General features: G+C 41.3%; 16 protein-coding genes. 5 read left to right on the forward strand and 11 right to left on the reverse strand.

The annotated features are described in order from the left end of the window. Positions 1 to 79: 79 nt before the first annotated feature. The 4 genes from KHS79_RS01550 to nagB all read right to left on the reverse strand — a co-directional run bounded on the left by KHS79_RS01550 (position 80) and on the right by nagB (position 4999). Complete coding sequence (locus KHS79_RS01550; RefSeq protein ID WP_212716084.1) at positions 80 to 1486, reverse strand: dicarboxylate/amino acid:cation symporter; 1407 nt, start codon at positions 1484 to 1486, stop codon at positions 80 to 82. Between the two features lie 245 nt (positions 1487 to 1731). Further along, a complete protein-coding gene (locus KHS79_RS01555) occupies positions 1732 to 2976 on the reverse strand; it encodes an ROK family protein (protein ID WP_212716087.1) in 1245 nt (414 codons plus the stop codon). Positions 2977 to 3033: 57 nt separating this feature from the next. Beyond that, a complete protein-coding gene (gene nagA / locus KHS79_RS01560; protein ID WP_212716089.1) occupies positions 3034 to 4176 on the reverse strand; it encodes an N-acetylglucosamine-6-phosphate deacetylase in 1143 nt (380 codons plus the stop codon). A gap of 22 nt (positions 4177 to 4198) precedes the next feature. Further along, on the reverse strand, positions 4199 to 4999 hold the full coding sequence (gene nagB, locus KHS79_RS01565; RefSeq protein ID WP_212716091.1) for a glucosamine-6-phosphate deaminase: 801 nt from the start codon (positions 4997 to 4999) through the stop codon (positions 4199 to 4201). Between the two features lie 249 nt (positions 5000 to 5248). Here nagB and nagE point away from each other — a divergent pair, with 249 nt between their 5' ends. Further along, entirely contained in the window at positions 5249 to 7180 is a 1932-nt protein-coding gene (gene nagE / locus KHS79_RS01570) for an N-acetylglucosamine-specific PTS transporter subunit IIBC (protein WP_233468158.1), read from the forward strand. A gap of 452 nt (positions 7181 to 7632) precedes the next feature. Here the strand turns inward: nagE and KHS79_RS01580 are convergent, their stop codons facing one another. Genes KHS79_RS01580 through KHS79_RS01590 form a run of 3 tightly spaced genes read right to left on the reverse strand, consistent with a single transcriptional unit; the run spans position 7633 to position 11030 of the window. Next, positions 7633 to 8577, reverse strand: a complete 945-nt coding sequence (locus KHS79_RS01580) for an alpha-L-glutamate ligase-like protein (protein ID WP_027708927.1) — start codon at positions 8575 to 8577, stop codon at positions 7633 to 7635. A 2-nt stretch (positions 8578 to 8579) separates the two neighbouring features. Then, positions 8580 to 10109, reverse strand: coding sequence for an inactive transglutaminase family protein (locus KHS79_RS01585; RefSeq protein WP_094788228.1), 1530 nt, complete (start codon positions 10107 to 10109; stop codon positions 8580 to 8582). After that, positions 10110 to 11030, reverse strand: coding sequence for a retropepsin-like aspartic endopeptidase (locus tag KHS79_RS01590; RefSeq protein WP_212716093.1), 921 nt, complete (start codon positions 11028 to 11030; stop codon positions 10110 to 10112). Between the two features lie 1303 nt (positions 11031 to 12333). On the opposite strand from KHS79_RS01590, the gene KHS79_RS01595 reads away from it, so the two are divergent. Continuing rightward, positions 12334 to 13671, forward strand: coding sequence for a Na+/H+ antiporter NhaC family protein (locus KHS79_RS01595; RefSeq protein ID WP_212716095.1), 1338 nt, complete (start codon positions 12334 to 12336; stop codon positions 13669 to 13671). Between the two features lie 256 nt (positions 13672 to 13927). Here the strand turns inward: KHS79_RS01595 and KHS79_RS01600 are convergent, their stop codons facing one another. Continuing rightward, on the reverse strand, positions 13928 to 15409 hold the full coding sequence (locus KHS79_RS01600; RefSeq protein ID WP_212716097.1) for a hypothetical protein: 1482 nt from the start codon (positions 15407 to 15409) through the stop codon (positions 13928 to 13930). A 450-nt stretch (positions 15410 to 15859) separates the two neighbouring features. On the opposite strand from KHS79_RS01600, the gene KHS79_RS01605 reads away from it, so the two are divergent. Next, positions 15860 to 16600: a substrate-binding periplasmic protein gene (locus KHS79_RS01605; RefSeq protein ID WP_212716099.1), complete on the forward strand. Its 741-nt coding sequence runs from the start codon at positions 15860 to 15862 to the stop codon at positions 16598 to 16600. Between the two features lie 94 nt (positions 16601 to 16694). Here the strand turns inward: KHS79_RS01605 and KHS79_RS01610 are convergent, their stop codons facing one another. After that, on the reverse strand, positions 16695 to 17327 hold the full coding sequence (locus KHS79_RS01610) for a class II aldolase/adducin family protein (protein ID WP_212716101.1): 633 nt from the start codon (positions 17325 to 17327) through the stop codon (positions 16695 to 16697). A 245-nt stretch (positions 17328 to 17572) separates the two neighbouring features. Between KHS79_RS01610 and KHS79_RS01615 the strand changes: the two genes are divergently transcribed. Further along, the gene (locus KHS79_RS01615; protein WP_212716103.1) at positions 17573 to 18649 is read left to right on the forward strand and encodes an ion channel; all 1077 of its coding nucleotides are present in this window, start codon (positions 17573 to 17575) and stop codon (positions 18647 to 18649) included. 31 nt (positions 18650 to 18680) lie between these two features. Here KHS79_RS01615 and KHS79_RS01620 read toward each other — a convergent pair whose 3' ends face one another. Both KHS79_RS01620 and KHS79_RS01625 read right to left on the reverse strand, forming a co-directional pair. After that, on the reverse strand, positions 18681 to 19331 hold the full coding sequence (locus KHS79_RS01620; protein WP_212716105.1) for a maleylacetoacetate isomerase family protein: 651 nt from the start codon (positions 19329 to 19331) through the stop codon (positions 18681 to 18683). A gap of 193 nt (positions 19332 to 19524) precedes the next feature. Continuing rightward, on the reverse strand, positions 19525 to 20070 hold the full coding sequence (locus KHS79_RS01625; protein ID WP_027709666.1) for a CBS domain-containing protein: 546 nt from the start codon (positions 20068 to 20070) through the stop codon (positions 19525 to 19527). A 310-nt stretch (positions 20071 to 20380) separates the two neighbouring features. On the opposite strand from KHS79_RS01625, the gene KHS79_RS01630 reads away from it, so the two are divergent. Next, positions 20381 to 22237, forward strand: coding sequence for an ATP-binding protein (locus KHS79_RS01630; protein WP_212716107.1), 1857 nt, complete (start codon positions 20381 to 20383; stop codon positions 22235 to 22237). Positions 22238 to 22247 lie beyond the last annotated feature (10 nt).

The raw sequence follows: 22247 nt of genomic DNA on the forward strand, positions 1-22247 counted from the left end.
TTCATGTTAGGAGGGCAAGGAAATGTACCTCCTAGGTCAGGAGGCACATCGGTATTGAGCAGCTTACTGGGAAATCTCGCTAGTCTGATGAGGTCGCAGTATCAGCTGCTTGGTAGCCTGTATTTGCTGAGACATCACTACAATCCGTTGATAAGTCATCCTCAAGCAGATTTTCTTGTTTGGCGACAGCATAAGTACACACCATATCGCCAGTGACGTTATTGGCGGTCTCAAACATATCCAAAATCGGATTAATACCTAACGCCAGGGCCACAATAATAGCTACTTGGTCCTGAGACAGACCTAACCCTTGTAGGATAATGAACAGTAGCATCAAACTGCCACCAGGCACACCACCTGCACCAATAGAAGCAAGTACTGTAGTGAGGACCATAACCAGCAAACTGCCAAAGCCTAAGTCAAAGCCAAACATATTTGCAGCCAAGATAGCAAACATGGGTAAGTGAACACACACACCGTCCATGTTAATGGTTGCACCTAAAGGTAAAGAGAAACTGGCCAGCTCATTTTTAACTTTTAAGTCTTCTTCAATGGTTCTGAGAGAGACGGGAAGGGTGGCGGCACTACTACGTGTAATGAATGCAGTGATGATGGCTTCCTGCATTTTTTTCATGATAGGTAGTGGGTTTTGCCTTGTGGTTACAGCTAACAGCATAGGATAAACAACAAATACCATCAGCAGCACGGCAACAATGACACCAAAGGCAACATTAATGTATGGCCCTGCAATGGAAGGTCCATAAAGCGCAAAGTTACCAATAGACAAAGCAAACACACCTATGGGGGTGTATTCCATAATCCAGTCTACCAGCTTGAAGATACAGTCACGTGCCGCATTGATAATGTTGAAAAGCGTGACAAGGTGAGCTGATGACTCATTGTTAGCTTCTGCTTTTTCTTGGATAACCCTTAAGGCTAAGCCAAACAGAATAGAGAACGTGATAATCGCAAGAAAGTTACCTTCAGAAAGAGCTGTAAAAGGGTTTTCAAACATGCTCAGTAAGACGGTTGCTAATCCTTGCTCTTGAGCTGCTGCTGCTTTGCTTGATATATCACTGGCTTGATTTGTTAAACCCTGGGTAATGCTATGCCATCCAGATAACTGACTATTGCTGCCAGGATCAACCGCGAGGGCAATAATTACACCTACCGTTGCAGCAAGTAGAGAACAGAAAAAGTACCAGCCAAGCACTTTAACACCAATTTTGCCAAAGCGTTGCAGTGGTAAACTTGCGGCACCCACTACAAGCGAGAAAAAGATGACCGGAATAACGATCATTTTTAGCATTTTGACAAAAACTTCACCAAATGGGGTGATATAGCTAAGCACCTCACTAATGGTGTCTTGCCCTACTTGGTAACTAAGCCACCAAAGCAAGCAACCTATTAGAGAACCACTGACAAAACTTGCCAGTATGCGGATGAGTAATGGAACCGCTAGGTATTTCCGAAGAATAAAAGACACAAGACTTCCCTCGACTATCATTGTTTTGTATATCAAATGGCCGATCTTTAAAAAAGCTCACTCGTTGATCAATTGCGGAAACTACGTATACCGACTAGGGTGTTGCCTCCTGTCAAAGTGATTGCTAATAAAGGGAGGCAAAACATAAAACACCCGTGCGATGAACTCAAGTCACTCGCAAAATTACTTGCTGCATCTGACCTTAAATGTTATCGCAGTAGACGTAATGTAGGGTGTCGGTTTGATTACATCGAGTTTAGGCCAAGCCGGGTGAATAATTTACCTTCTAACAGCGCCCTTTGCACTAGTGAAAATGCACCGATGGTTTCATTGGTATCAACTTGGCTGGCAAGAATGCGGGTTTTACAGGCAAAACTTTGCAAAGCTTTATCTTCCATTTGCTTTTTGATGCTTGGAAATAAGAAATGCTGAGCTTTAACAATGTCACCTGCAATAATAATCATTTGAGGGTTAAACAGGTTAATGACCGTAGCAATGGCAAGACCTAAGTAATTACCAACGCGTTTGATAACTGCTTGACATAGCTCATCACCATTCAGTGCTGCCTGGCAGATATCTTTAATGGTAACTTCCGGGCCATTTAACTGGTAAGAAGGAAGGGATGTTAACTGGCTAGGGTGACCATGAGCGAGTAACTCTTTAGCTTGGCGAATAATGCTAGGGTTAGAGGCAACAGTCTCTAAGCATCCATAATTACCACAGTTACACTTAGGGCCAAACTCTTCAATAAATATATGGCCTACCTCACCAGCATTTTGGTTACAGCCATAAAACAGCTGCCCGTTAATCATAATTCCTGCCCCGATACCATGCCTTACGCTGATTAATACTGAGTCTTTAATGCCTTGCGAAGCACCAAAGTAGTTTTCTGCGAGGGCCAGGCTGCGGATATCATTATCAACAAATGTTGTTATATTAAATTCTCGTTCAAAAAACTCGACGATTGGAAAGTGTTTAAATTGATAGTGAGGGTTTTCAATAACAACCCCTTTGGTGGGGTCAATTAAACCTGGCATCGCGAGGCCGATGCCTAGAATCCGCTGTTGGTTTACTTGACTGTTACTCCTCAATATATCGTGAATGACTTCACATGTCTCTTGGAGGACTGCTTCGGGGTTTTGGTATTTTAGTGTTAGTTTGCGATGGTCGACGACTTCTTTGTTTAAGCGGTTTAGGGTGACTTCCAAAAATCCTCGGCCCAGTTTGGTTGAGATGATATAGAATCGCTCTTTATTTGTGGCTAATAATGTTGGACGTCGCCCACCGGTTGATTCTTCTTGAGAAACCTCTTGGACTAAACCTGCATTAATCAGTTGTCGTGTGATCTTAGTGACACTAGCAGCCGCCAAACTAGTCACTTCTACTAGACGGGTTCGTGAAATTGGACCATCGTAATTGATCGTGCGATAAATAGTTGCCGTATTTAGCTGCCTAACGAGATCAATATTGCCTTTAATAAAGGGAGCCATAAACCTCTGTATTTTTTACAAATGTTAAGTTTAAAGCAAATAGAGTCTTTTTTGCCTTTATTTTACCGTGTCATGCCACTGTCCAGCACTTACCGCGGCTGTTACATTTAAACTATTATCAAAAATTGCTAAATCAGCACTATAGCCTGGTGCAACCTTGCCAAGATGATGATCCTGGTTTATTGCTTTGGCCGGGTAGAGTGTAGCCATTCTTAATGCTTCGGCGAGTTCTATACCCACATGGTTCACACAATTAATAATTGCATTATTCATGGTTAATGCAGATCCGCCAATAGTACCATCTTCTGCAATACACTGACCATTTTTAACTTGAATGTTATGAGGTCCCAGTTTGAATGCTGTCATATTTGTGCCTGCGGGTGAAACCGCATCAGTCACTAAAAATAAATGTTGATGCTTTAATTTTTTGGCCAGTTTAACGAGTGGGTAGTCAACATGAATTCCGTCAACAATAATTCCAGCAAAAACGTTTGGATTGTCTAAAATCGCTGTTGCTAAGCCTGGTGTTCGTGCAGAGATGGAAGGCATTGCATTAAACAAGTGAGTAGCCATTGATATGCCTGCTTGAAATGCATGTTGTGCCGTGTTGTAGTCAGAAAGACTATGTCCTGCAGAAACAGTAATATTATTTTTTATAAGTAATTGAATAATTTCTGTAGTGGTTAATTCTGGTGCGAGTGTAACAACTTTTAATGTATCGCCACCATAGTCTGCCATGAGCTTTATCATATCAAGATCGTAAGGACGAATTTGATCAGGATCATGAATACCCTTTTTTTGGCGGTTAATATAAGGACCTTCTAAATGCAAACCAAGAACAGATGAGTGATTTTGTTTGTAATTTTTTACTGTTTCCAGTGCGTGCTTTATTTGTGCATCATTCGCAGTAATCAGTGTTGCTAAATAATGGGTAGTACCATGGCGCAGGTTTGTTTTGTGCATAATATCGAGTGTTTCTGCACTTATATCATCATTGAATAGACGGCCACCACAACCGTTTAATTGTAGATCAATAAATCCTGGTGAGACGTTAAGTCCTTGTAAGTCAATTTTCTTAATGTCATTGGGTAGTGTACTTGTTGGTACTAAGGATTTAATTAATGCGTTTTCAATGACAACCGCATGCTGTTCGAGAGTTTCTTCACTGGTAAAAATGCGTCCATTAATGAGTGCGTACATACTGCATTTTCTCGTAATAAAATTAATATTGACAGATAATTTCAGCTTCTAGTTTTTGGTAATACGTGAGTGTTTTGACTTTCAGTTCTTGAGCGGCATCATGGTCGCAAGTAATGATCGCTTTGGGGTGAAGCTGTATAGCGGTAACAGGCCACTGGTGACTTACAGCACCTTCAACGGCATGTTGGACTGCATCGGCTTTATTGCTACCAGTTGCCATAATCAGCAACTCTTTGGCGTCAAGTAGCGTACCAATTCCAACAGTGAGTGCGAGCTTTGGAACGGCGTTCAGATCATCATCAAAAAAACGTGCATTTGCTTGTCGTGTTTCGTCGGTTAGCGTTTTAATGCGTGTTCTAGATGCTAATGATGAACCTGGCTCATTAAAGGCAATATGTCCATCAGAACCAACTCCGCCCAGAAACAAATGTACTCCGCCAAACTGGCTGATTGTTTGCTCATAACGTTTACATTCAGCATCCAGGTCAGATGTATTTCCATTAGGAATATGAGTGTTTTCCTCAAGAATATCAATATGCCGAAAGAAGTTCTGTTGCATATAAAAGTGATAACTTTGCGGATGATCCCACGCCAGGCCAACATATTCATCCATGTTGAAGGTAATGACGTGCTTAAAGCTTACCTTTTGCTGTTGGTAGGCTTCTATCAATAATCGATAAACCCCGAGAGGGGTGCCTCCAGTAGGCAGGCCAAGAATAAAGGGACGTTGTTGAGTAGGCTTAAACCGATTAATGCTCTCAATAATGTAGTGAGCTACCCAGTGGCTGACATTAGTAGATCTTGGCAAAGGTATCAGGCGCATAGTGTTACCTCAGTGAAACAGATATCTTTATTCGTGTTGAGAAAAAAGTTAATACAAATAAGTCTGTCATAGTGGTGTTAATACAATTAAGACAATAGGGATATGTCATTTATTTTACGCAGATCAAGTAAATTTGTAAAACTTATTTTGCAAAGAAAAAAAAGTTGGTGTAAGGTAATGTGAGGGTATATTCCAAAAAAAATTACGAAAATTGGCTTAACTTTCCCTTTGCAGTGACGGGAGGTAACGATGAATATTCTTGGTTGGTTTCAGGGGTTAGGGCGAGCATTAATGTTGCCCATAGCCGTATTACCAGTAGCTGGTCTTTTACTACGGTTGGGGGCTACAGATGTATTTGACATACCTTTTCTCTTTAAGGCAGGAGAAGCAATATTTGCAAACCTACCACTAATTTTTGCTATTGGTGTGGCAATTGGCTTTTCTAAAGATGGTCAAGGTGCTGCAGCATTAGCCGGTGGGGTAGGCTATTTAGTGCTCACTACGGCAATGTCCACAATCAATGAACATATTGATATGGGGGTGTTGGCAGGTATTTTAATGGGGGTTGTAGCGGGTTTAAGTTATAACCGATTTAACAGCTTAAAATTGCCTGATTATTTAGCATTCTTTGGGGGCAAACGATCGGTTCCTATTATCACTGCAGCTATTGGCTGTATTTTAGCGGTGTTGTTTGGCTACATATGGCCGCCAATCCAGCATGGCATAGATATGGTGGGTAACTGGATAACAGGATCTGGCGCCGTAGGTGCTTTTGTTTATGGTACAGCTAACCGTTTGTTGATTCCTACGGGCCTTCATCATGTACTCAACAACTTGGTGTGGTTTGTATTTGGCTCTTTCCCTGGTGCTGGCGGGGAGGTTGTTAATGGTGACTTGCATCGCTTCTTTGCGGGTGACCCAACAGCTGGAGCGTTTATGACAGGCTTTTACCCAGTGATGATGTTTGGTTTGCCAGCAGCCTGTTTGGCTATGTATACCACAGCGAAACAAGCGAATCGTAAAAAGGTTGCTGGGATACTGCTAGGGGTAGGCTTGACCTCTTTTCTGACTGGTGTAACTGAACCTGTTGAGTTTATCTTCATGTTCTTAGCACCTGTCTTGTATCTCATTCATGCATTACTGACTGGTTTATCTCTAGCGGTCTGTAGCCTTTTGGATATCCGACACGGTTTTGCTTTTTCGGCTGGTGCAATTGACTATGGCTTGAACTTTGGTCTAGCTAATAAAGGTGCCTGGTTAATTCCTCTGGGTCTGGTTTGGTTTGTTCTTTATTACGTGCTATTTGTTTTTGCAATCAAGCGCTTCAATTTAAAAACGCCTGGTCGAGAAGACGAAAATGATTTGAATCAGAATCAGCCATTAGCAGGGTCTAGTACCAGTGCTGCAGTTAGTTATTTGATGGCGCTCGGTGGGCATGACAATGTCACTCAGATTGATGCGTGTTTGACTAGATTAAGGCTTACAGTAAAAGACCAAGGCTTAGTTGAGGAAAAAACACTGGAAGCGTTGGGTGCTAAAGGTATCGTTAAGCTCGGTACAAAAAATGTACAAGTCATTATTGGTCCTCAGGCCGCTATACTGGCTGATGAAATGAGAGCAATACCTGCAGATGTTGCTGTAGGTCATTCAGAAGTCAGCAGTTCCGAGGCTGAGCACGGTACTGAAAAAGAGAGTAGTTCAATGAATAGTCAGCAAGCGAGAGAAGGTCAGACTGTACTCGTAGCACCTGTGACAGGAGAGATTATTGCTATTGAAGATGTGCCTGATCCTGTATTTGCGCAAAAAATGGCAGGAGATGGTATAGCGATCAATCCAACAGGAGATACACTTGTTGCACCTTGTGAGGGAGTGATTGGCAAAATATTCCGGACTAATCATGCTTTCACATTGACAACTGATGCTGGAGTTGAATTATTTGTCCATTTTGGTGTTGATACGGTGAATTTAAAAGGTGAAGGGTTCGAGAGGCTCATAGAAGAAAATACTCGGGTTAAACCTGGAGACCCAGTTATTCGCTTGAATTTGCCGCTTTTACAAAAGACAGCCGTGTCAGTTGTTACGCCCGTCGTGATCTCAAATGTAGATCAGTTTGCTTCATTGGAGAAGAAGTCTGGGCAAGTTACGGCAGGAAAGGAACCTGTACTGGTTCTTAATCATTAAGGTCTTATGACTAACGTGCTAAATACTTATTGTTATTCAATGAGTTAAGAGGTTGAATATTACCAGTTTGGATTTTGTGATTATTACTGATACTGGACCAGAGTAGGCAAGGAGTATATGTACTATTTCTTGGAAATGTATCAGTAATTGCTGATATGATAGCAAGCTCCAAGCACGTGAAATGTTTCTTAACCCTGCAGTTGTGAACCGCTTGATAGTTGTTGGTATCGGTATTGCTGTCAGCGGGAAACTGCACTTTTAACCGCGCCTTCTGGCGCGGTCTTTTTTTGCGTTGCAAATAAAAGTAATTATAAGCTTATAGCCGTTTTTTAAACTGCTGAAACGTTGCTGTACTTTATAAGCAAAGAGATAGGATGAAAGGGGAAATAGATAAGGAAGATCAAGGCAGACGCTATAATCCACCTTGATTAGCAAATGCTATTTGTCACAGACTACATACTAAAATGCGCTTTTGAAAAGCTAACGCGTTCTTCAACGCTTGTATGCGGTTTTTGAATACCTTCAACTTTCTTTAATCTTGGGACCAGCCCTATACCATTGGCAACTTGTATGGCAAGTCCAGGGCGAGCATTAAGTTCTAAAAGAAGAGGTCCTACTTCTTTATCAAGCACAATATCTGCACCTAAATAGCCTAGCCCAGTCATTTCGTAGCAAGATGAAGCAAGGTGAAGGATAACTTCCCAGTCAGGTACTTGCAGAGAGTCGAATCCAAAACCTGTATCCGGGTGCTTGTGGATTGGACGGCCTTTTTGCACAGCCAGCAGCGCTTTGCCAGTACCAAGATCGAGACCAACACCTACTGCACCCTGATGAAGGTTTGCTTTACCATCAGAAGCATGAGTCGAAAGCCTCAGCATGGCCATTACAGGATAACCTTTAAAGACAATCATCCTTATATCAGGCACACCCTCATAGCTGTAGTTATCAAAAACGGGAGCAAAATTAACCAGTGACTCGATCATCGAGACATCAGGCTTTCCACCCAAGCTATGAAGGCCACTTAGCGTATTCGAAACATGCCGCATAACATCGTTAAGAGACAGTTCTTCTCCGCTTGTTTTGACAAATAAGCCATTTCTTTTGCCTGAAATAACTAAGATCCCCTTACCTCCGCTTCCTTGTGCGGGTTTTATGGCAAACCCCTGGTAAGGCTCAAGGATGCGCCCAAGCTCTCTCACTTGATATTGGTATTCAACGACTCCAAGGAGTTTTGTGGTCGCTACATTATATTTTTCAGCTACGATTTTAGTTTTGAGCTTATTATCCACATAAGGGTATAAGTGCCTTGGGTTATAGCGTGAAATGTAACTTACATTACGCTTATTCATTCCCAATATACCCTTAGCGCGGATTTTGCTCGGCCAAGTAAAAAACATTGTTAATTCTCTGCTAAGGGTTGGAAACGACGAAGTTCGGTTAAGCGATAGCCGGTATACTGGCCAAGCATCAAAATACCACCTAGTAATGCGAGTAATAATTCAGGAAAGTTAAACGTTAGGTGCTCAATGTATGTGTTTGTCATTGATAGGTAAGCCAAAGTAGCAACCAGCAAACTGCCACCACCCTGAATAAAGACTTCTTTGGGGCCTTCCTCTTCCCATAAGATTGACATTCTTTCAATGGTCCAAGCGAGGATAATCATTGGAAAGAATGTTACTTTCATTACTTCACTGAAGCCAAGCTTATAACTGAGAATACTCATACCTGCCATGATTCCGATAACGACAATGACGACAGCAGATATCCTGGCAACGAGCAGCAAGTTAAGGTGGCTGAGGTAGTAGCGGATAAATAAGCCTATGCTGACAATGATGAGGAAGATAGCTAAGCCAGTCACCAAACTGGTTTCGATAAATGCTATGGCAATAAGGATTGGCATGAATGTGCCTGATGTACGAATACCGACTATGATCCGCATTAATACAACAATCAGCGCACCAATAGGTACTAGCAGTATTGATTTGAAAATGTTTTGTTGTTCAATCGGTAAACTATAAATAGAGAAGTCAACCAAAGCGGCTTTGGCGTTGGCTTTTTCAACTAATGTTCTGGAATTGGCGGGTTGAGTACTTTCGATAATAGAAAATGATACGTTGGAGTTTTCTCCGCCTTCTACATCCAGTAACGATTTTCCTCCTCTTTGCCAGAGTACAAAATGATTAGGAATACCTCGTTCAGCGGTTAGAGGGTCAAAAATAACCCAGTGATCATTTTCAAACACCTCAATAAGTGTTGTGAGTTTTTGATTGCGACGGCCATCTTCAAGAAAGAGTCCTCGGGCGATGCGTGCTGGGATTTTAGCCTGGGCAAGGGTGTCGAGGGCTACTTTAACTTTTCGGGAGGAGGTGTTCTTATTCCCCAATAAGAGGGCTATGTCCTCCATGGGTCTGGGTTCATTAATCAAGCGCATTAGCTCAGCAGCAAATGTGCTGGGTGAGGCGGAGCGTTGATAAACAAAATTAACTAGGTTGTTAATGGCTGTTTTTTGTGCAGACTCCAGCTCTGGTGGTGATGGCTCTGGCGGGGGAGTAGCCTCAATCTCTTGCTGATGACGAGTACCTTCATACACCTGTAGCTTATAGTAAAGCACCTGACGGCCCGTGGCATTGCGAGTTGCCCATTGGGCACGACGTTGTTGCGTATTATTGTCCCAGCCAAAGCCATATCCAGAAGAAGTAAAATCTTCATCAAGTACAGTCATTTTGGGAGGGTTATGAGGTAAGGCAAAAGATACGATTACAGGTTCGTCTTTTGCTTGAAACTCTATTTTGGCTTCAACGGTCCAAAGCGCCCTTCGTTCACCTGGTAGTAAAGGAAATTCAAGAACACTATTTTTATAAATGGTTAAACCTATGCCAATAAAGATAAGAATAAAGGCAAATAAATAGACCTGAACTTTGGATGACATTTATGGCTTTCCGTTTGCGGTTTGATCTGGAGTACTATTTTTGTTGGACTCTTTGGCTGGTTTGCTTGAAGGTTTAGGCTTAGCAGCTGGTAGCGGTTTAGACTGCGGCTCATTCTCAGTTGCATCTTTAGGTGTCGGTGCTGGCTCAGCTTTAGATTTAGCTTTATCTTTTGTGGCCTTTGTTGCAGGCTTTTGAGAGCTGCTGGGTTTGGAGGCTGCTGTTTGGTTTTCACTCCGGTTCTCGGCGACACTTTCAGTGATGACAGGTTTTTTTGATAGCTTTTTACTGACATCAACAACAGCAATATCTTTAAGTAGGTTTCGCCCAATAAGTACGGGAAAATCATATTCGCTTCGATCGGCTAACGAGAACTCAATTCTTTGGTCAATGGTGCCCAGTCGTAGACGCATTTTTACAGTATAGCGTCGATGTCCATCTGTACCATGCTGTTTTATTCGGATCCGGCGAGCAACTTTGCGGCTCATTTCAACGGTTTCACTTGTTTCGGGGTCAGTGAGTTTGAACTTGACCCAGCGCTCACCATCCCGCTCAAAAGGAGTGATATCAAAAGCGTTAAGAGAGGATGTCGTCGCACCTGTATCAATTCGAGCTTTATAAACAACGCCTGGAGGGTCAAGGGTTACCCATTCAATCTCTCCTACAACATACTTACCACCATGAGCATCTTTGTCTTTGTCGGCAGGACAGTAGACGATGGTTTTCTCTGGCTGGGCTGATTGTTCTGCTTTTACCTTGCTTTTCTCATTATCGTCTTCTTTTGTTTTCTCAGGAGGCTCACTGGAACAGTTTTGCATGTTGATGACCACGGGTTGTATGGCATGCTCTGCGGAGTTTGCACTTGAGGTCGTAGCAGCTAATACGAGTACTAACGCGAGTGTTAGCTGGTGGTAGTGTCTCATTAAAGCTCCCTGGTTTTTCATTTGAGCAATCATGGTATCCGCTATTGTTAGAGTCCAGGCTAAACATTCTTCATTATGGGAAAAGGCCAACTATTGGTCCAATGAATCCCCAACTTAGATGTAATGATGTGACTTTTGTTAGGCCACAGGGTTCAGTCATTGGTTACTTATGAGCAAAGGCAACTGCATAATTGTGAAGTATGGTCTATATCGGTGAATGCTTTGCAAATCAACTACACGGGTTGCGACTTATTACACATAATTTGCCGTTTAGTCCGGGCCGCTATTATATCGTTCGTGAATCATTTTTCTGTGTGACTGTTGTCGCTTTTATCGCTATTACAGATTGAAATTTGAACGATAATTCTACTTTGGCGTAGAGTGTATTATGGTTTACCAATTTGTGAATCGTGTTGCTATGACAACTGCTAGCCTAAAGGCTTCCATAACGGTGATGACTTAACTTCGCAATTATAGTTTACCCTTTGCGATCTGACTTAAGGGTGTGGTAGTCAATTGTTAAGGTTTGAAACTATTCATTGTTATGTAGCGTTATAAGTCATTGCCATGTACAGTTGTAAGACAGTTGGATTTGATTAATTCGTTACGTTTAAATGCTTTTCTAAAGACGACTTTGATAGAAACTTTTCTTTACTTTGGCCTGACAGCACCCTGGTATTGTTCTGAATGCAATAATATGTAATTACTAAAGGGTATTAAAGTAGATCAAAATATTATGAAAATTGCACCTGTATATCCAGTAGGCCTTATATACAGGTGTGTTGGTATAACTTACAATCGTTAGCCCTAAAAAAACGTGTATACCGTTTACTGAATAAAGCTACCAGTCTACCAGTAAAGCTAAGTTCAGTAAGAACAGCTTCAGATTAAGCAGTGGTATAGTTAATGCGGGTTTTAAAGGGGAAGTGTTTCGGGCTTTAGCACCAAATAAACCCTTCGTGAATCAATTTTATACTCGCTATCCATAGCGTTTACCTTAGCGGGCCTGCGACGCTGCTCTATGGCTGTCATGATGTTATGTATGAGCGCAATGCGGGAACAATGGCTAAGGAGCTTTTAACTGCCACCACAGTCTCTACTATTAAGCTCTTGTGGTTTCATTACTTGACAGCTGCCCTCTTGAGTTCTAGAGGATAAAAGTCTTTCGCTGTGGGTATTTTAAATAAAGGGCTTACTTATAAGCAAAGTAAACTCTGTAGAAGAACAATTTTGTTTCATGTGAAGAGTCTGGTTGTGTTATTGCTTTTAGCAGTAGATTATCTCAAGGGGTGTGTAAATTATCATGAAAACAGTGCAGGGTAGTCCATTAGCTCTGTTACCTTTATTGGTATTTTTAGTTATATTTTTGGGCAGTGGTATTTACTATTCACAACAAAACATCGATTTTGCCTTTTACCAAATAAAGGCACCTGTTGCCGTATTACCAGCCATTATTATCGCAATGATGATGGGGCGTGAAACCTTAAACCAGAAAGTTGAAACTTTTTTGAAGGGAATTGGCGATATGAATATCGTCATGATGTGTATGGTGTTTTTGCTGGCAGGGGCATTTGCCAGTGTAACTAAAGCCATTGGTGGAGTTGATGCCACAGTGAATTTGGGCTTGCATATCATTCCTCAGCAACTGATTTTACCTGGTATTTTTGTGATCTCAGCTTTTATTGCAACAGCTATGGGCACCTCGATGGGGACTATTGCTGCTATGGCGCCTATCGCAGTAGGATTTGCAAATACGGCTGATGTTTCACTAGGTTTGGCTGTAGGCGCTGTAATTGGTGGTGCAATGTTTGGTGATAATTTATCCATCATTTCTGATACAACCATTGCAGCAACACGCACTCAAGGGTGTGAAATGCGCGATAAGTTTAAGTTGAATTTTCTTATAGCAACACCTGCTGCAGTGGTAACAATGGTTGTTTTGTTTGTGCTAGGTAATACCGGCAGTGTTCCTCAACCTGAAGACATTAATTTTCTTTTAGTGTTGCCTTATTTGGCGGTACTTGGCTTGGCGTTAGCTGGGGTCAATGTATTGGTTGTTTTGATGAGTGGTATCATCATTGCGGGTATAACAGGTATATACCATTCTTCTGACTACACAATAGAAACACTGTCGAGCAATATCTTTGATGGCTATAGCAATATGCTGGAAATCATGGTGCTGTCGATGTTTATTGGTGGTCTGAGCGCGATTATGAAAGCACGTGGAGGCTTAACCTTTTTAGTCAGTTTAATTCAGCGTTTTACTGAGCGTCGGGGTTTACAGCGTCGAGGTGGAGAAGCAGGAATAAGTGCACTTGTGAGTATTGCAGGGTTTTTTACCGCAAATAATACCGTTGCTATTTTAATTTCAGGTAGTTCTGCGCAAGAAATAGCGACAAAAAATGGTATTGATGGGCGACGCAGTGCCAGTTTATTAGATATTTTCTCCTGTGTTATTCAAGGCTTACTTCCATATGGCGCACAAATATTGCTCGCAGGATCAGTTGCTAGCATGTCGCCGCTTGAGCTGGTCAGTAATGTTCACTACTGCTGGTTATTAGGACTTTCTGCAATCATTGCGATTATTTTTGGTTATCCAAAATCGAACGCTGTTGCAGCAAAAGAGCCTGCAACTTGTTAAGTGAAAATAGCATCAAAGGGGTACATAATAAGTGTACCTCTATGAATTCTCCTTCCTTCATGAGTATTTTTCAGTACCATAACTCTCTATTTTTCCCAGCACATGCATGATGAAATTGGGCTTTTTTGGTTATTTCCTGGTCTAATTTGCTAGGGCCTGTTAACCCTAAGGATTAATGGAAGCAGTCGTCAAGCTATGATAACAAACCCTGCGGATGGGCCAGGAACAATTTAGGGTAGCTGCAGAAAAAAAGAATTTATCGCCAGCGAAATAATTGACTGAGCAGATAAGGATCATCAAAGTGACGTTGCCCAATAAATAAGGTGGCGTGATTTCCCCATTGTCGCATAGCTCCTGGAGACGGGACCCCAGAGGGCCATAATATCCACCGTTCGGCCCGTTCAGTTGTTGAAACAATCCCAAACTCCTCGTCAAAGAGGCTTTTTCGCTCACCAGAGGGTAATGGTAAACTTCTAAGTTGGTTATAACTTTGGAGTGTATAGGTTTTGTCTGCTTTTGCTGCGGTGGCATCCAGCTCAAGTGGTTGAATGCCAGTAATGTGGTGCTCGGCAGAACTGATTGATATAGCCCAGCGTGCTGGGTGAGAGGTTTTAGGTAAATCAATTGAAATTATCAATGGTGGTTCTAAGTGATTGGTGACTTGTTTAGTTTGTAGCCTCTCAGATAAGGGAAAAAAAGTATGATAACAGCCACAGGTATGGATACTGTCAAAAATTAGTGGCTCTCCTTTTTCTGTTAGTGTAACTCGCCAAATAACACCATCTAAGTTGCCACTATAAATATCCAAAATACTACTGGCAGGTCGCTCTTTAAACCAAATAATATAGTTCAGCTGTAAGAGTGTTTTGCCATGAAACCGGGTCATTGAGGTTAGGGTGTAGGTGACGGGCTGGTTACTAACCGTTGGTTGTGGTGTTAGTACTACCTCACCTGGTGTGTCATAGTCTCCTTGCTTTTGGATAGACCAAACTGGCGCGTAATGATAAAACAATTTTTCTAATTGCTCTGGTCTCAGCAGTGGCAGCTGTAGTGCATTATTTTGGTAGGCGTGTCGAAACCAGCTTTGAATAGTGTCAGTGCTTAGTGATGTTGCTGATGGCACTTTTTGTTCGGGCGGGTAAATGACCGTATTTTTTAACGTGGTTACGCTAGATTGATTAAACTGTTGGCTTGCCTCTTCATGCCAGGCAGCTATTCCCGGGACCAAAAAATACTGTGTGAGGGGGTACAGCCCCGCCCACTGCCGCCAACTAATATAGGCGTCAGGGTAACGAAATTCACGCAAGGCACTAAAAAACTGATCGTTATCGACCAGTTTGCTAAATGTTTGCTGTAGACAGCTGTCAATTTTTTGTGCATGGAGTGTCTGATAAGATTTTGGTAAATTCGCAACATCAATTTTCCAGGCTTTATTTGTTTCCTGATAAGCTTGAGCAAGCCAAGCTGTGCGACGAGACCTTGTGTCTAGGGTGTATATGTAACTGGCTAACAAGCGATTAATGCGCACATAGGGATACTGAGGAACAGGCTGAGTTTGCTGATCCATTGTGTGCTGCTGTGATAGTTGATGGTATTGCTCTGTCAGGTAGTTATGACATTTACTTTCTATATAGGGTGTAGTTGCCTGCTTGGTAGAGGGTTGTACGCTACAGCCCGTCAAACTGCAATACAGCACATAAAGTGTAATTAACCAGGCGGCTTGTTTGATATTTATCATTGCACTGTAATAAAACACCTTTTTTTGAGAGGCTGCTTGATAGGGGAGCCATTCTGAGTTGGGATTAGCTAGTTGTTTTTTTATAATACCTGATATTACTAGTGAATGATTAAGACGTGAATAATTGAGATAGATTTTATTGCAGCTTTTTTGGGGATATGGGTAAACTATCAAGAAATTGGTACGGATGTAATCACGCTTGAACTGAAAGTTAAATATTTATACAGCGTTTACCCATGTTTTGTGTCGTGGTTATATCTTGAAGTGGGTTCCACAACTTTAGGTTAGGTGTTTAGGCTGGGAAGCACTCTATGCCAGGGAAGCTGTTGTGAAGTCGTATCGTTATTGTAGTGTTGACTGGTTGGCGAGTAACAATATCCATAAGAACAGGGATATTCAGCATGTTAACACTTAACTAATGCAAAAAGGCTAACGTTTTAAGGAGCCAGTATGTTGTCTAAAGCGCTTGGAATGGGGCTCATTATATGGAGTTTAATTATTCCTGCAGGGTATGCAGAAACTATTCATCTTCTCACTGAAAATTTCCCCCCCTTAAATATGTCGGCGGATGAAAAAAACTTTGCCCGCGGCAATAATGTGACGGGTATTACGACAGATATTGTTAGATTAATGTTTAAACGAGCGAATATTGATTACCGGGTGACCCTGCGTTTTCCATGGAAACGAGTCTATGATACTGCGCTAAAACAAAAAAATTATGGTGTTTTTTCGACCTCCAGAACGCCTGAAAGGGAAGCGCTCTTTCAGTGGGTTGGTCCACTGGCTGAAGAGTACTGGGTATTACTTACTAAGGCTGACTCACCTATTACCATCAATTCTTTGTCAGATGCAAAGCCATGGCGAGTAGGCGGTTATAAGGATGATGCCTTAACAAAGTTTCTTACCAGTAGGGGGATAAGCGTTCTCGAAGCGCATAGTGATAAATTAAATGTCAGGAAACTAAAAATAAATAAAATAGATATTTGGGCAACAGGCTCATTATCAGGTCCCTATTTAGCGAAGCAGGAAGGACTCGTGGGATTAAAGCAGGTTTTTTCTTTTAATAAAAATGATCTTTATTTAGCCTTGAACAAAGACACAAATCCAGAAGTAGTAAAAAAACTGAATGAAGCACTGAGCAAGATGCGTCAGGACGGCTCAATAGAAAAAATATACCGTCAGTATCGCTAATCTAAAAAATGGGTTTTTAACAGTACACAGTTTTAATGAGCATACCCATCGCGAAGGATTTTATGCCCACTTTGTGGGTGGTTTGTGGTTTGGTTTAGCTTGCACATTGAAGTGCGTTTGCAAGCCAGGCCGCAAACGTCAGTCCTGCTTGTTCTGCAGTACGGCCAAAGGTGATAATGCCATCCTCATGTCCTTCCATAACAAAACCACTTGTTGCTGGTTTTTCATGTAAAAGCTTGGTGACGGCTTCAGCCATAGCTTGCGTGCCATAGGCAATGTTAGCAGGTATTGCTGGCAAATTGAGTTGTTGAGTGGCGTGCCAAATTTCAGGGCTGTGGCCATGAAAGACAAAGTTTATGTCGGGACTAGCTTGATACACAGCACTGTGACTTAATGCTTCTGATGAGGGTTTCGTAAGGCCTCGGGAGTAGATGCTAAACTCGTTAATGTTTGCTTCAATGACTTCAGAGTAATGTTTTTGTTGTAAGACAGGGTATTCTCCGGTTTGCGTGCCTGTTATATAGAAAGTATTGTTATTACTTCGTGCGCTGAGATTTCCAAAACCAAAACCCTGATAACGATGGGCATCCTGACCAATCACTTCTAGTTTTACTAATATTGAACGCCAGGCTGTAAGTACTTGTGTAAGCTGATCAGGAATAGTGATTGGCTCCTGACGGTGATGTAGCTGGTATTTAATAACGCCTTCCGTTTCCTTTATTGTCATCGAAACATCCTTGCAATTGTGGCTATAAACTAAGTGGTTATAAAAAAATAACGACCCATCATAACTAACGACAGTGTCTGTTGACAAATATGGCTGTGCTGAAACACACCCTTGGAGTCGCTTGTTTATCAATGGCCTGCCTGACAATAGACTAGGGCTGAGGAATTGCGTCTATACTGACCAGAGAAGTGGTTACAGGTGAGCATACCTGTGATCTGGGTTTGAGAAAGTTTGGGTGTTCTCCTATGCCGCAACACACTCCACTCTCATCATCGGTTAATAATGAAGATTCAACAAAAAATAATTTTGCCTCTGCAGATAGTGAAGGTAGTACTGAAACTAAGCCAGTAATCGATAGCTGTAGTACGCGATCTAATGATACTGAGTCCTCTCAAGTTGATACGCTTATTTTTGATCTGGTTTATTGGCGTGATCCCAAAGTAAATAAAACCGATGATCAGGTCAAACAGCGGTTAGAAACTTACGCAAAAAGTTTACAAAGTATGGCTGGGTTTCAGTTGAGAAGTGCTAACTTATGTGATGTCGATTTAGTGAATAGGGGCTCAAAAGTTGGATATGACCTAAGTTATGCAGATTTTTACCGTGCTAATTTAACGGATGCTCATATGTTTAAAATTAATTTAAAAGGTGCATCCTTAATGAAAGCAAAACTATGCCGAGCGAATTTACATTGCGCAAATTTAGAGGACTGTAATTTACTTGGTGCAGACTTAACACAGGCAAAATTAGAGAACATTAATTGGGGTAAGTATATTCTTCAGGAAAAAAAAGCAATACAGGCGAAGTTACAGCATAATTATCGAGAAATGAAACAGCTTTATGAAGAAGCAGAAGAAGTTTATCGGAGTATTCGTAAAAACTGTGAAGCGCAAGGTTTATTTGAAACTTCAGGTTATTTCTTTCATCGCGAAATGATTATGCGGCGTTATCAAATGCCATTTTGGTCATCGTTAAGATTTTTTTCCAAGTTGGTTGATTTGTTTTGTGGTTACGGACAACGTCCCCTCCGTGTTGTATTTTTTTCATTTTCTGTTATTGCGATGTGTGCTATTGCTTATTTTTTAATAGGGGTTTCCGACAGCGGTCAACTCGTCAAGTTTAATTGGGAGCACAGCTTTCTTGAAAACCTTTATGGTTTAACGGACTGCCTTTATTTCAGTGTAGTGACATTTACAACGCTGGGTTATGGTGACTTTACGCCGGTTGGTTTAACCCGTTTAGTTGCTGCCGTTGAAGCATTTACAGGAAGCTTCACTATGGCGTTATTTGTGGTGGTTTTTGTTAATAAAATACTTCGTTGAACATAAAAAAATGCAAAAAGGTATTTAACGATTAAGTGGCTTTTTTGCCGGGCCAAAAACACTTAAAACTGGGACTATTAATCGCTTCTTGAAAAAGGTTTAAGTGCATACAGTATTGATATATTTGCACAAGAATAGGAAGTTTTGACAGGTCTATCATTTGTTGCTGAGCATAGTGAAGTTGTGGAATAAGGGCTAAATCAGCTAGCGTAAGTTCATAGCCAAAACAAAAGGGACCCCATTCTGCATTATTTTCTAATAATGTATTAAGTTGCTGTAAGTTACTGAGTAACCAATCATGTAACCATCGATTTTGTAATGGTTCCTCGATTAATAAAACTTGTGATAGGTAATTCAATACTTTGTGATTAGCATAAGGGTATAGCTCTCCAATGACTGTATGTGCAAAAGCACGTACTCTGGCGCGTAAACCAATATCCTCTGGTAATAATGGCGGTCGGGGATACTTTTCATCAAGGTATTCCAAAATGGCCAATGGCTGGTTTATGGCTAACTGGTAGTCCTGTAATAATGGCAGGTTCATAGGCTGTGCAGGTTCATTAAAACGTTTAACGGACGTTAAATGTGGCACAACTAATTGTTCAAAATCGACCTGCTTAAGTTTCAGTGCTAGGCGGATAGTAAAAGCCGTCACTGACATCGTGTGTGTAAAAAGCTGCATGATCAACCTACTGCGGTGATTGCACTTCGTTCAGTGCAGCTTGATTTAGATAAAATATAGTTCAATCAATTGATAGCAATAATGTTTTTTTTAAACTCATTATTAAGTTGTTGTTTAATAGTATTTACGAATAAAGTGTAGACGCTTTTTGGATAATCACCGAGTTGTTAAACTGTAGCCTTTAATTTAAATCTTATGCCACTGATGTGTTAAACAATGAAAGTTGTTGGCGTAGAGCTTTTAAAACATCCATGGTGGTTATAACACCAAGAATTTTATCTTGTTCGCAAACAAATAGCCGGTGGACATTATCATCAATCATTGTACTAATAATGTCATTTAATGAAGTATTAGAACTAATAACTATAACATCTGGGTTCATTATCTCATTAACGAGATGAGTGTCTTCGCTGAGATCATTACCTAATAAATGGGTAAAACAGATGTCATCTGTAGCATGTGATTTTTTATCCAACAAGTCGCTAAAAAGTGCTAATGCTGGGATATACTCATGCCGTATTATATCGGTCATGGTTACTACCCCACAAAGCTTACCTTGCTGGTTTAACACAGGCGCTCCAGAAATATGGTGGCGAGCAAAAAAGCTGGCAAGCACGGCGAGAGACCAGTGTTCTGATACAGTCAGAACCTTTTGAGTCATAATATCTTGAGCATGTAGTGAGTTATTTGAAGGAAGTGTTGATGCACGAAGTGCTTCAATGGTGAAATTGCTGCTCATGATTCCATTCCTGATTTTGTTAACCGCTATTATGTGACTAACCTTTCCCTGGCCACTTTGAACAGCCTGAAACCTCAATATGTGGCAGCTCAATAATATACTCTCTTTAGAACGATCGTTGCAAAGTAATTGTGTGTGTCTTGTACAATTTTGTGTTGATCTGCAAACGATGGTACGTTCAAGGGTAAAAGGTATTACTTTTGCTTGTTTGGGTAGTCTACAGCTGGTTAAACTGTGGCAGATAATAATGAATGTAAGCAAGTAAGCGAAATATTTAATAATTAACGTGCTAGAAGCAGGAAGTACTGGCATGAAGGGGTTAACGAGTAAAGTTGGTTGGTTATGGGTGTTATTAACTTGGGCAATCAGCCTAGTGGCATTTTTAGCATGGCAAGAAACAGTTGTCCGACAACAGGTATTAGCCGCGTTTGCAAGTGATATGCAGGGAGAACTCTATCGGTTTAGAGCAACTTTACGTGGAATATTGTCCACCTATGAGAACTTACCAGAGTTTTTAGCTCAACAACCTATAGTGACAGAGTTTTTGAGTAATACCAGTCAACAGGTTGAGTCGAACTCTATCAATCATTATTTAGAACAAAGTAATAATGTCACTGGGGCAGCAGATATTTATTTATTGGATCCGCAGGGAACGACCATTGCTGCTAGTAACTGGCAACGTCCACAAAGCTTTTTGGGTCGTAATTTCAACTTTCGGCCTTATTTTCAGCAAGCCAAACAAGGAAATGCTGGGCGTTACTTTGCACTGGGTACAACCTCTTTACAACGGGGCTACTATTTTTCGTATCCTGTGTTTCAGCAGGATAAGCTGCTGGGTATTGTGGTGGTTAAAGTGGACCTGGCGAATATTGAGCAATCTTGGCAAAGTGCTTTCAGTCATGGCTCTGCTCAATTATTGGTCACTGATTCAATGGGCGTAGTATTTATCAGCAGTGTTAAACGCTGGTTGTTTCACTCTTTGGGTAAGTTGTCAGATATACAGCAGGATCAGCTACAACAGGAGCAGCGTTATGTTCAACGTTCAATCCCCTCGTTGGTAAAGCAGGTAACGCCTGTTGTTGATAAGCTTACACCTGCTTCTCCCGCGCTACAGAAAATTCAGCTTGTTGACTCAATTTCTGAGACTGAGCGACATTCTTCTTATTTGCAACATAAACTCAATATGCCTAAAGCAGGGTGGGAGCTGCATATTTGGTATGACTGGGGTGAGGTTCAACGGCGAGTGAATGAAACGCTGTTGGTGTATGGACTAATTTCCTGGGTGCTATTACTTGTAGGTTTATTTATTTGGCAGCGATATCGAACTGAGCGACAGCTTCGTATAGCGCGCGATCGATTAGAAGCACGTGTCTTAATGCGTACCCAGGATTTAATGAAAACTAACCAACGATTGAAGCGGGAAATAGAAGAGCGACAATATACTGAAGCAAAATTAAGACAAACCCAAGAAGAGCTTATTCAAGCAGCAAAATTAGCAGTTTTAGGCCAGATGTCAGCCAGTATTAACCATGAACTTAATCAGCCTATTACCGCTATAAAAGGCCTTGCAGAAAATAGTATTGTATTTCTTGAAAAACAACAATCAGCGTTAGTTGCAGCAAATTTACAACGAATAAATCGGGCATGTGAGCGCATGGGTTATATTGTCGCTCAGTTTAAAGTGTTTGCCCGAAAAACACCCGGCGAACTAACATTAATAAATCTAGTGACAGCAATTCACAGTGCAATTGACTTACTTAAGCCTCAGTTAGAGAAACAGCGTATTAGCGTAATAAGTAAACTACCTGCAAATGGACTATGGATTAGAGGGGATTGCGTTTGGTTAGAACAAGTTGTCGTGAATTTACTGACTAATGCAATGCATGAGTTGATTAGTAAGACAAATGGCGTTATTGAAGTAAACCTTGCAAACTTTCAAGATAAGGTGAAATTAGATGTTCAGGATAATGGCCGAGGAATTCCAGCACATTTATTGGATAAAGTATTTACACCGTTTTATACCACAAAAAGTGATCGTCAAGGGTTAGGGTTAGGGCTGGCAATTTCACAGCGTATTATTGAGTCGATGGGTGGGAGTATCAAGGCGAGAAACCTGGCTCAAGGTGGTGCCGTATTTAGCGTTTATTTACCTGCTATAGATAAATAGTTGACTGAGT

Source organism: Zooshikella ganghwensis (assembly GCF_018263875.1).
GTDB classification, from domain to species: Bacteria; Pseudomonadota; Gammaproteobacteria; order Pseudomonadales; family Zooshikellaceae; genus Zooshikella; species Zooshikella ganghwensis.

What these genes read in the sequence shown, in the direction of transcription:
- KHS79_RS01555 (WP_212716087.1), bottom strand. Translation starts at nt 2,976, where the DNA reads ATGGCTCCCTTTATTAAAGGCAATATTGATCTCGTTAGGCAGCTAAAT.
- nagA (WP_212716089.1), bottom strand. Translation starts at nt 4,176, where the DNA reads ATGTACGCACTCATTAATGGACGCATTTTTACCAGTGAAGAAACTCTC.
- nagB (WP_212716091.1), bottom strand. Translation starts at nt 4,999, where the DNA reads ATGCGCCTGATACCTTTGCCAAGATCTACTAATGTCAGCCACTGGGTA.
- nagE (WP_233468158.1), top strand. Translation starts at nt 5,249, where the DNA reads ATGAATATTCTTGGTTGGTTTCAGGGGTTAGGGCGAGCATTAATGTTG.
- KHS79_RS01580 (WP_027708927.1), bottom strand. Translation starts at nt 8,577, where the DNA reads ATGTTTTTTACTTGGCCGAGCAAAATCCGCGCTAAGGGTATATTGGGA.
- KHS79_RS01585 (WP_094788228.1), bottom strand. Translation starts at nt 10,109, where the DNA reads ATGTCATCCAAAGTTCAGGTCTATTTATTTGCCTTTATTCTTATCTTT.
- KHS79_RS01590 (WP_212716093.1), bottom strand. Translation starts at nt 11,030, where the DNA reads ATGAGACACTACCACCAGCTAACACTCGCGTTAGTACTCGTATTAGCT.
- KHS79_RS01595 (WP_212716095.1), top strand. Translation starts at nt 12,334, where the DNA reads ATGAAAACAGTGCAGGGTAGTCCATTAGCTCTGTTACCTTTATTGGTA.
- KHS79_RS01600 (WP_212716097.1), bottom strand. Translation starts at nt 15,409, where the DNA reads ATGATAAATATCAAACAAGCCGCCTGGTTAATTACACTTTATGTGCTG.
- KHS79_RS01605 (WP_212716099.1), top strand. Translation starts at nt 15,860, where the DNA reads ATGTTGTCTAAAGCGCTTGGAATGGGGCTCATTATATGGAGTTTAATT.
- KHS79_RS01610 (WP_212716101.1), bottom strand. Translation starts at nt 17,327, where the DNA reads ATGACAATAAAGGAAACGGAAGGCGTTATTAAATACCAGCTACATCAC.
- KHS79_RS01615 (WP_212716103.1), top strand. Translation starts at nt 17,573, where the DNA reads ATGCCGCAACACACTCCACTCTCATCATCGGTTAATAATGAAGATTCA.
- KHS79_RS01620 (WP_212716105.1), bottom strand. Translation starts at nt 19,331, where the DNA reads ATGCAGCTTTTTACACACACGATGTCAGTGACGGCTTTTACTATCCGC.
- KHS79_RS01625 (WP_027709666.1), bottom strand. Translation starts at nt 20,070, where the DNA reads ATGAGCAGCAATTTCACCATTGAAGCACTTCGTGCATCAACACTTCCT.
- KHS79_RS01630 (WP_212716107.1), top strand. Translation starts at nt 20,381, where the DNA reads ATGAAGGGGTTAACGAGTAAAGTTGGTTGGTTATGGGTGTTATTAACT.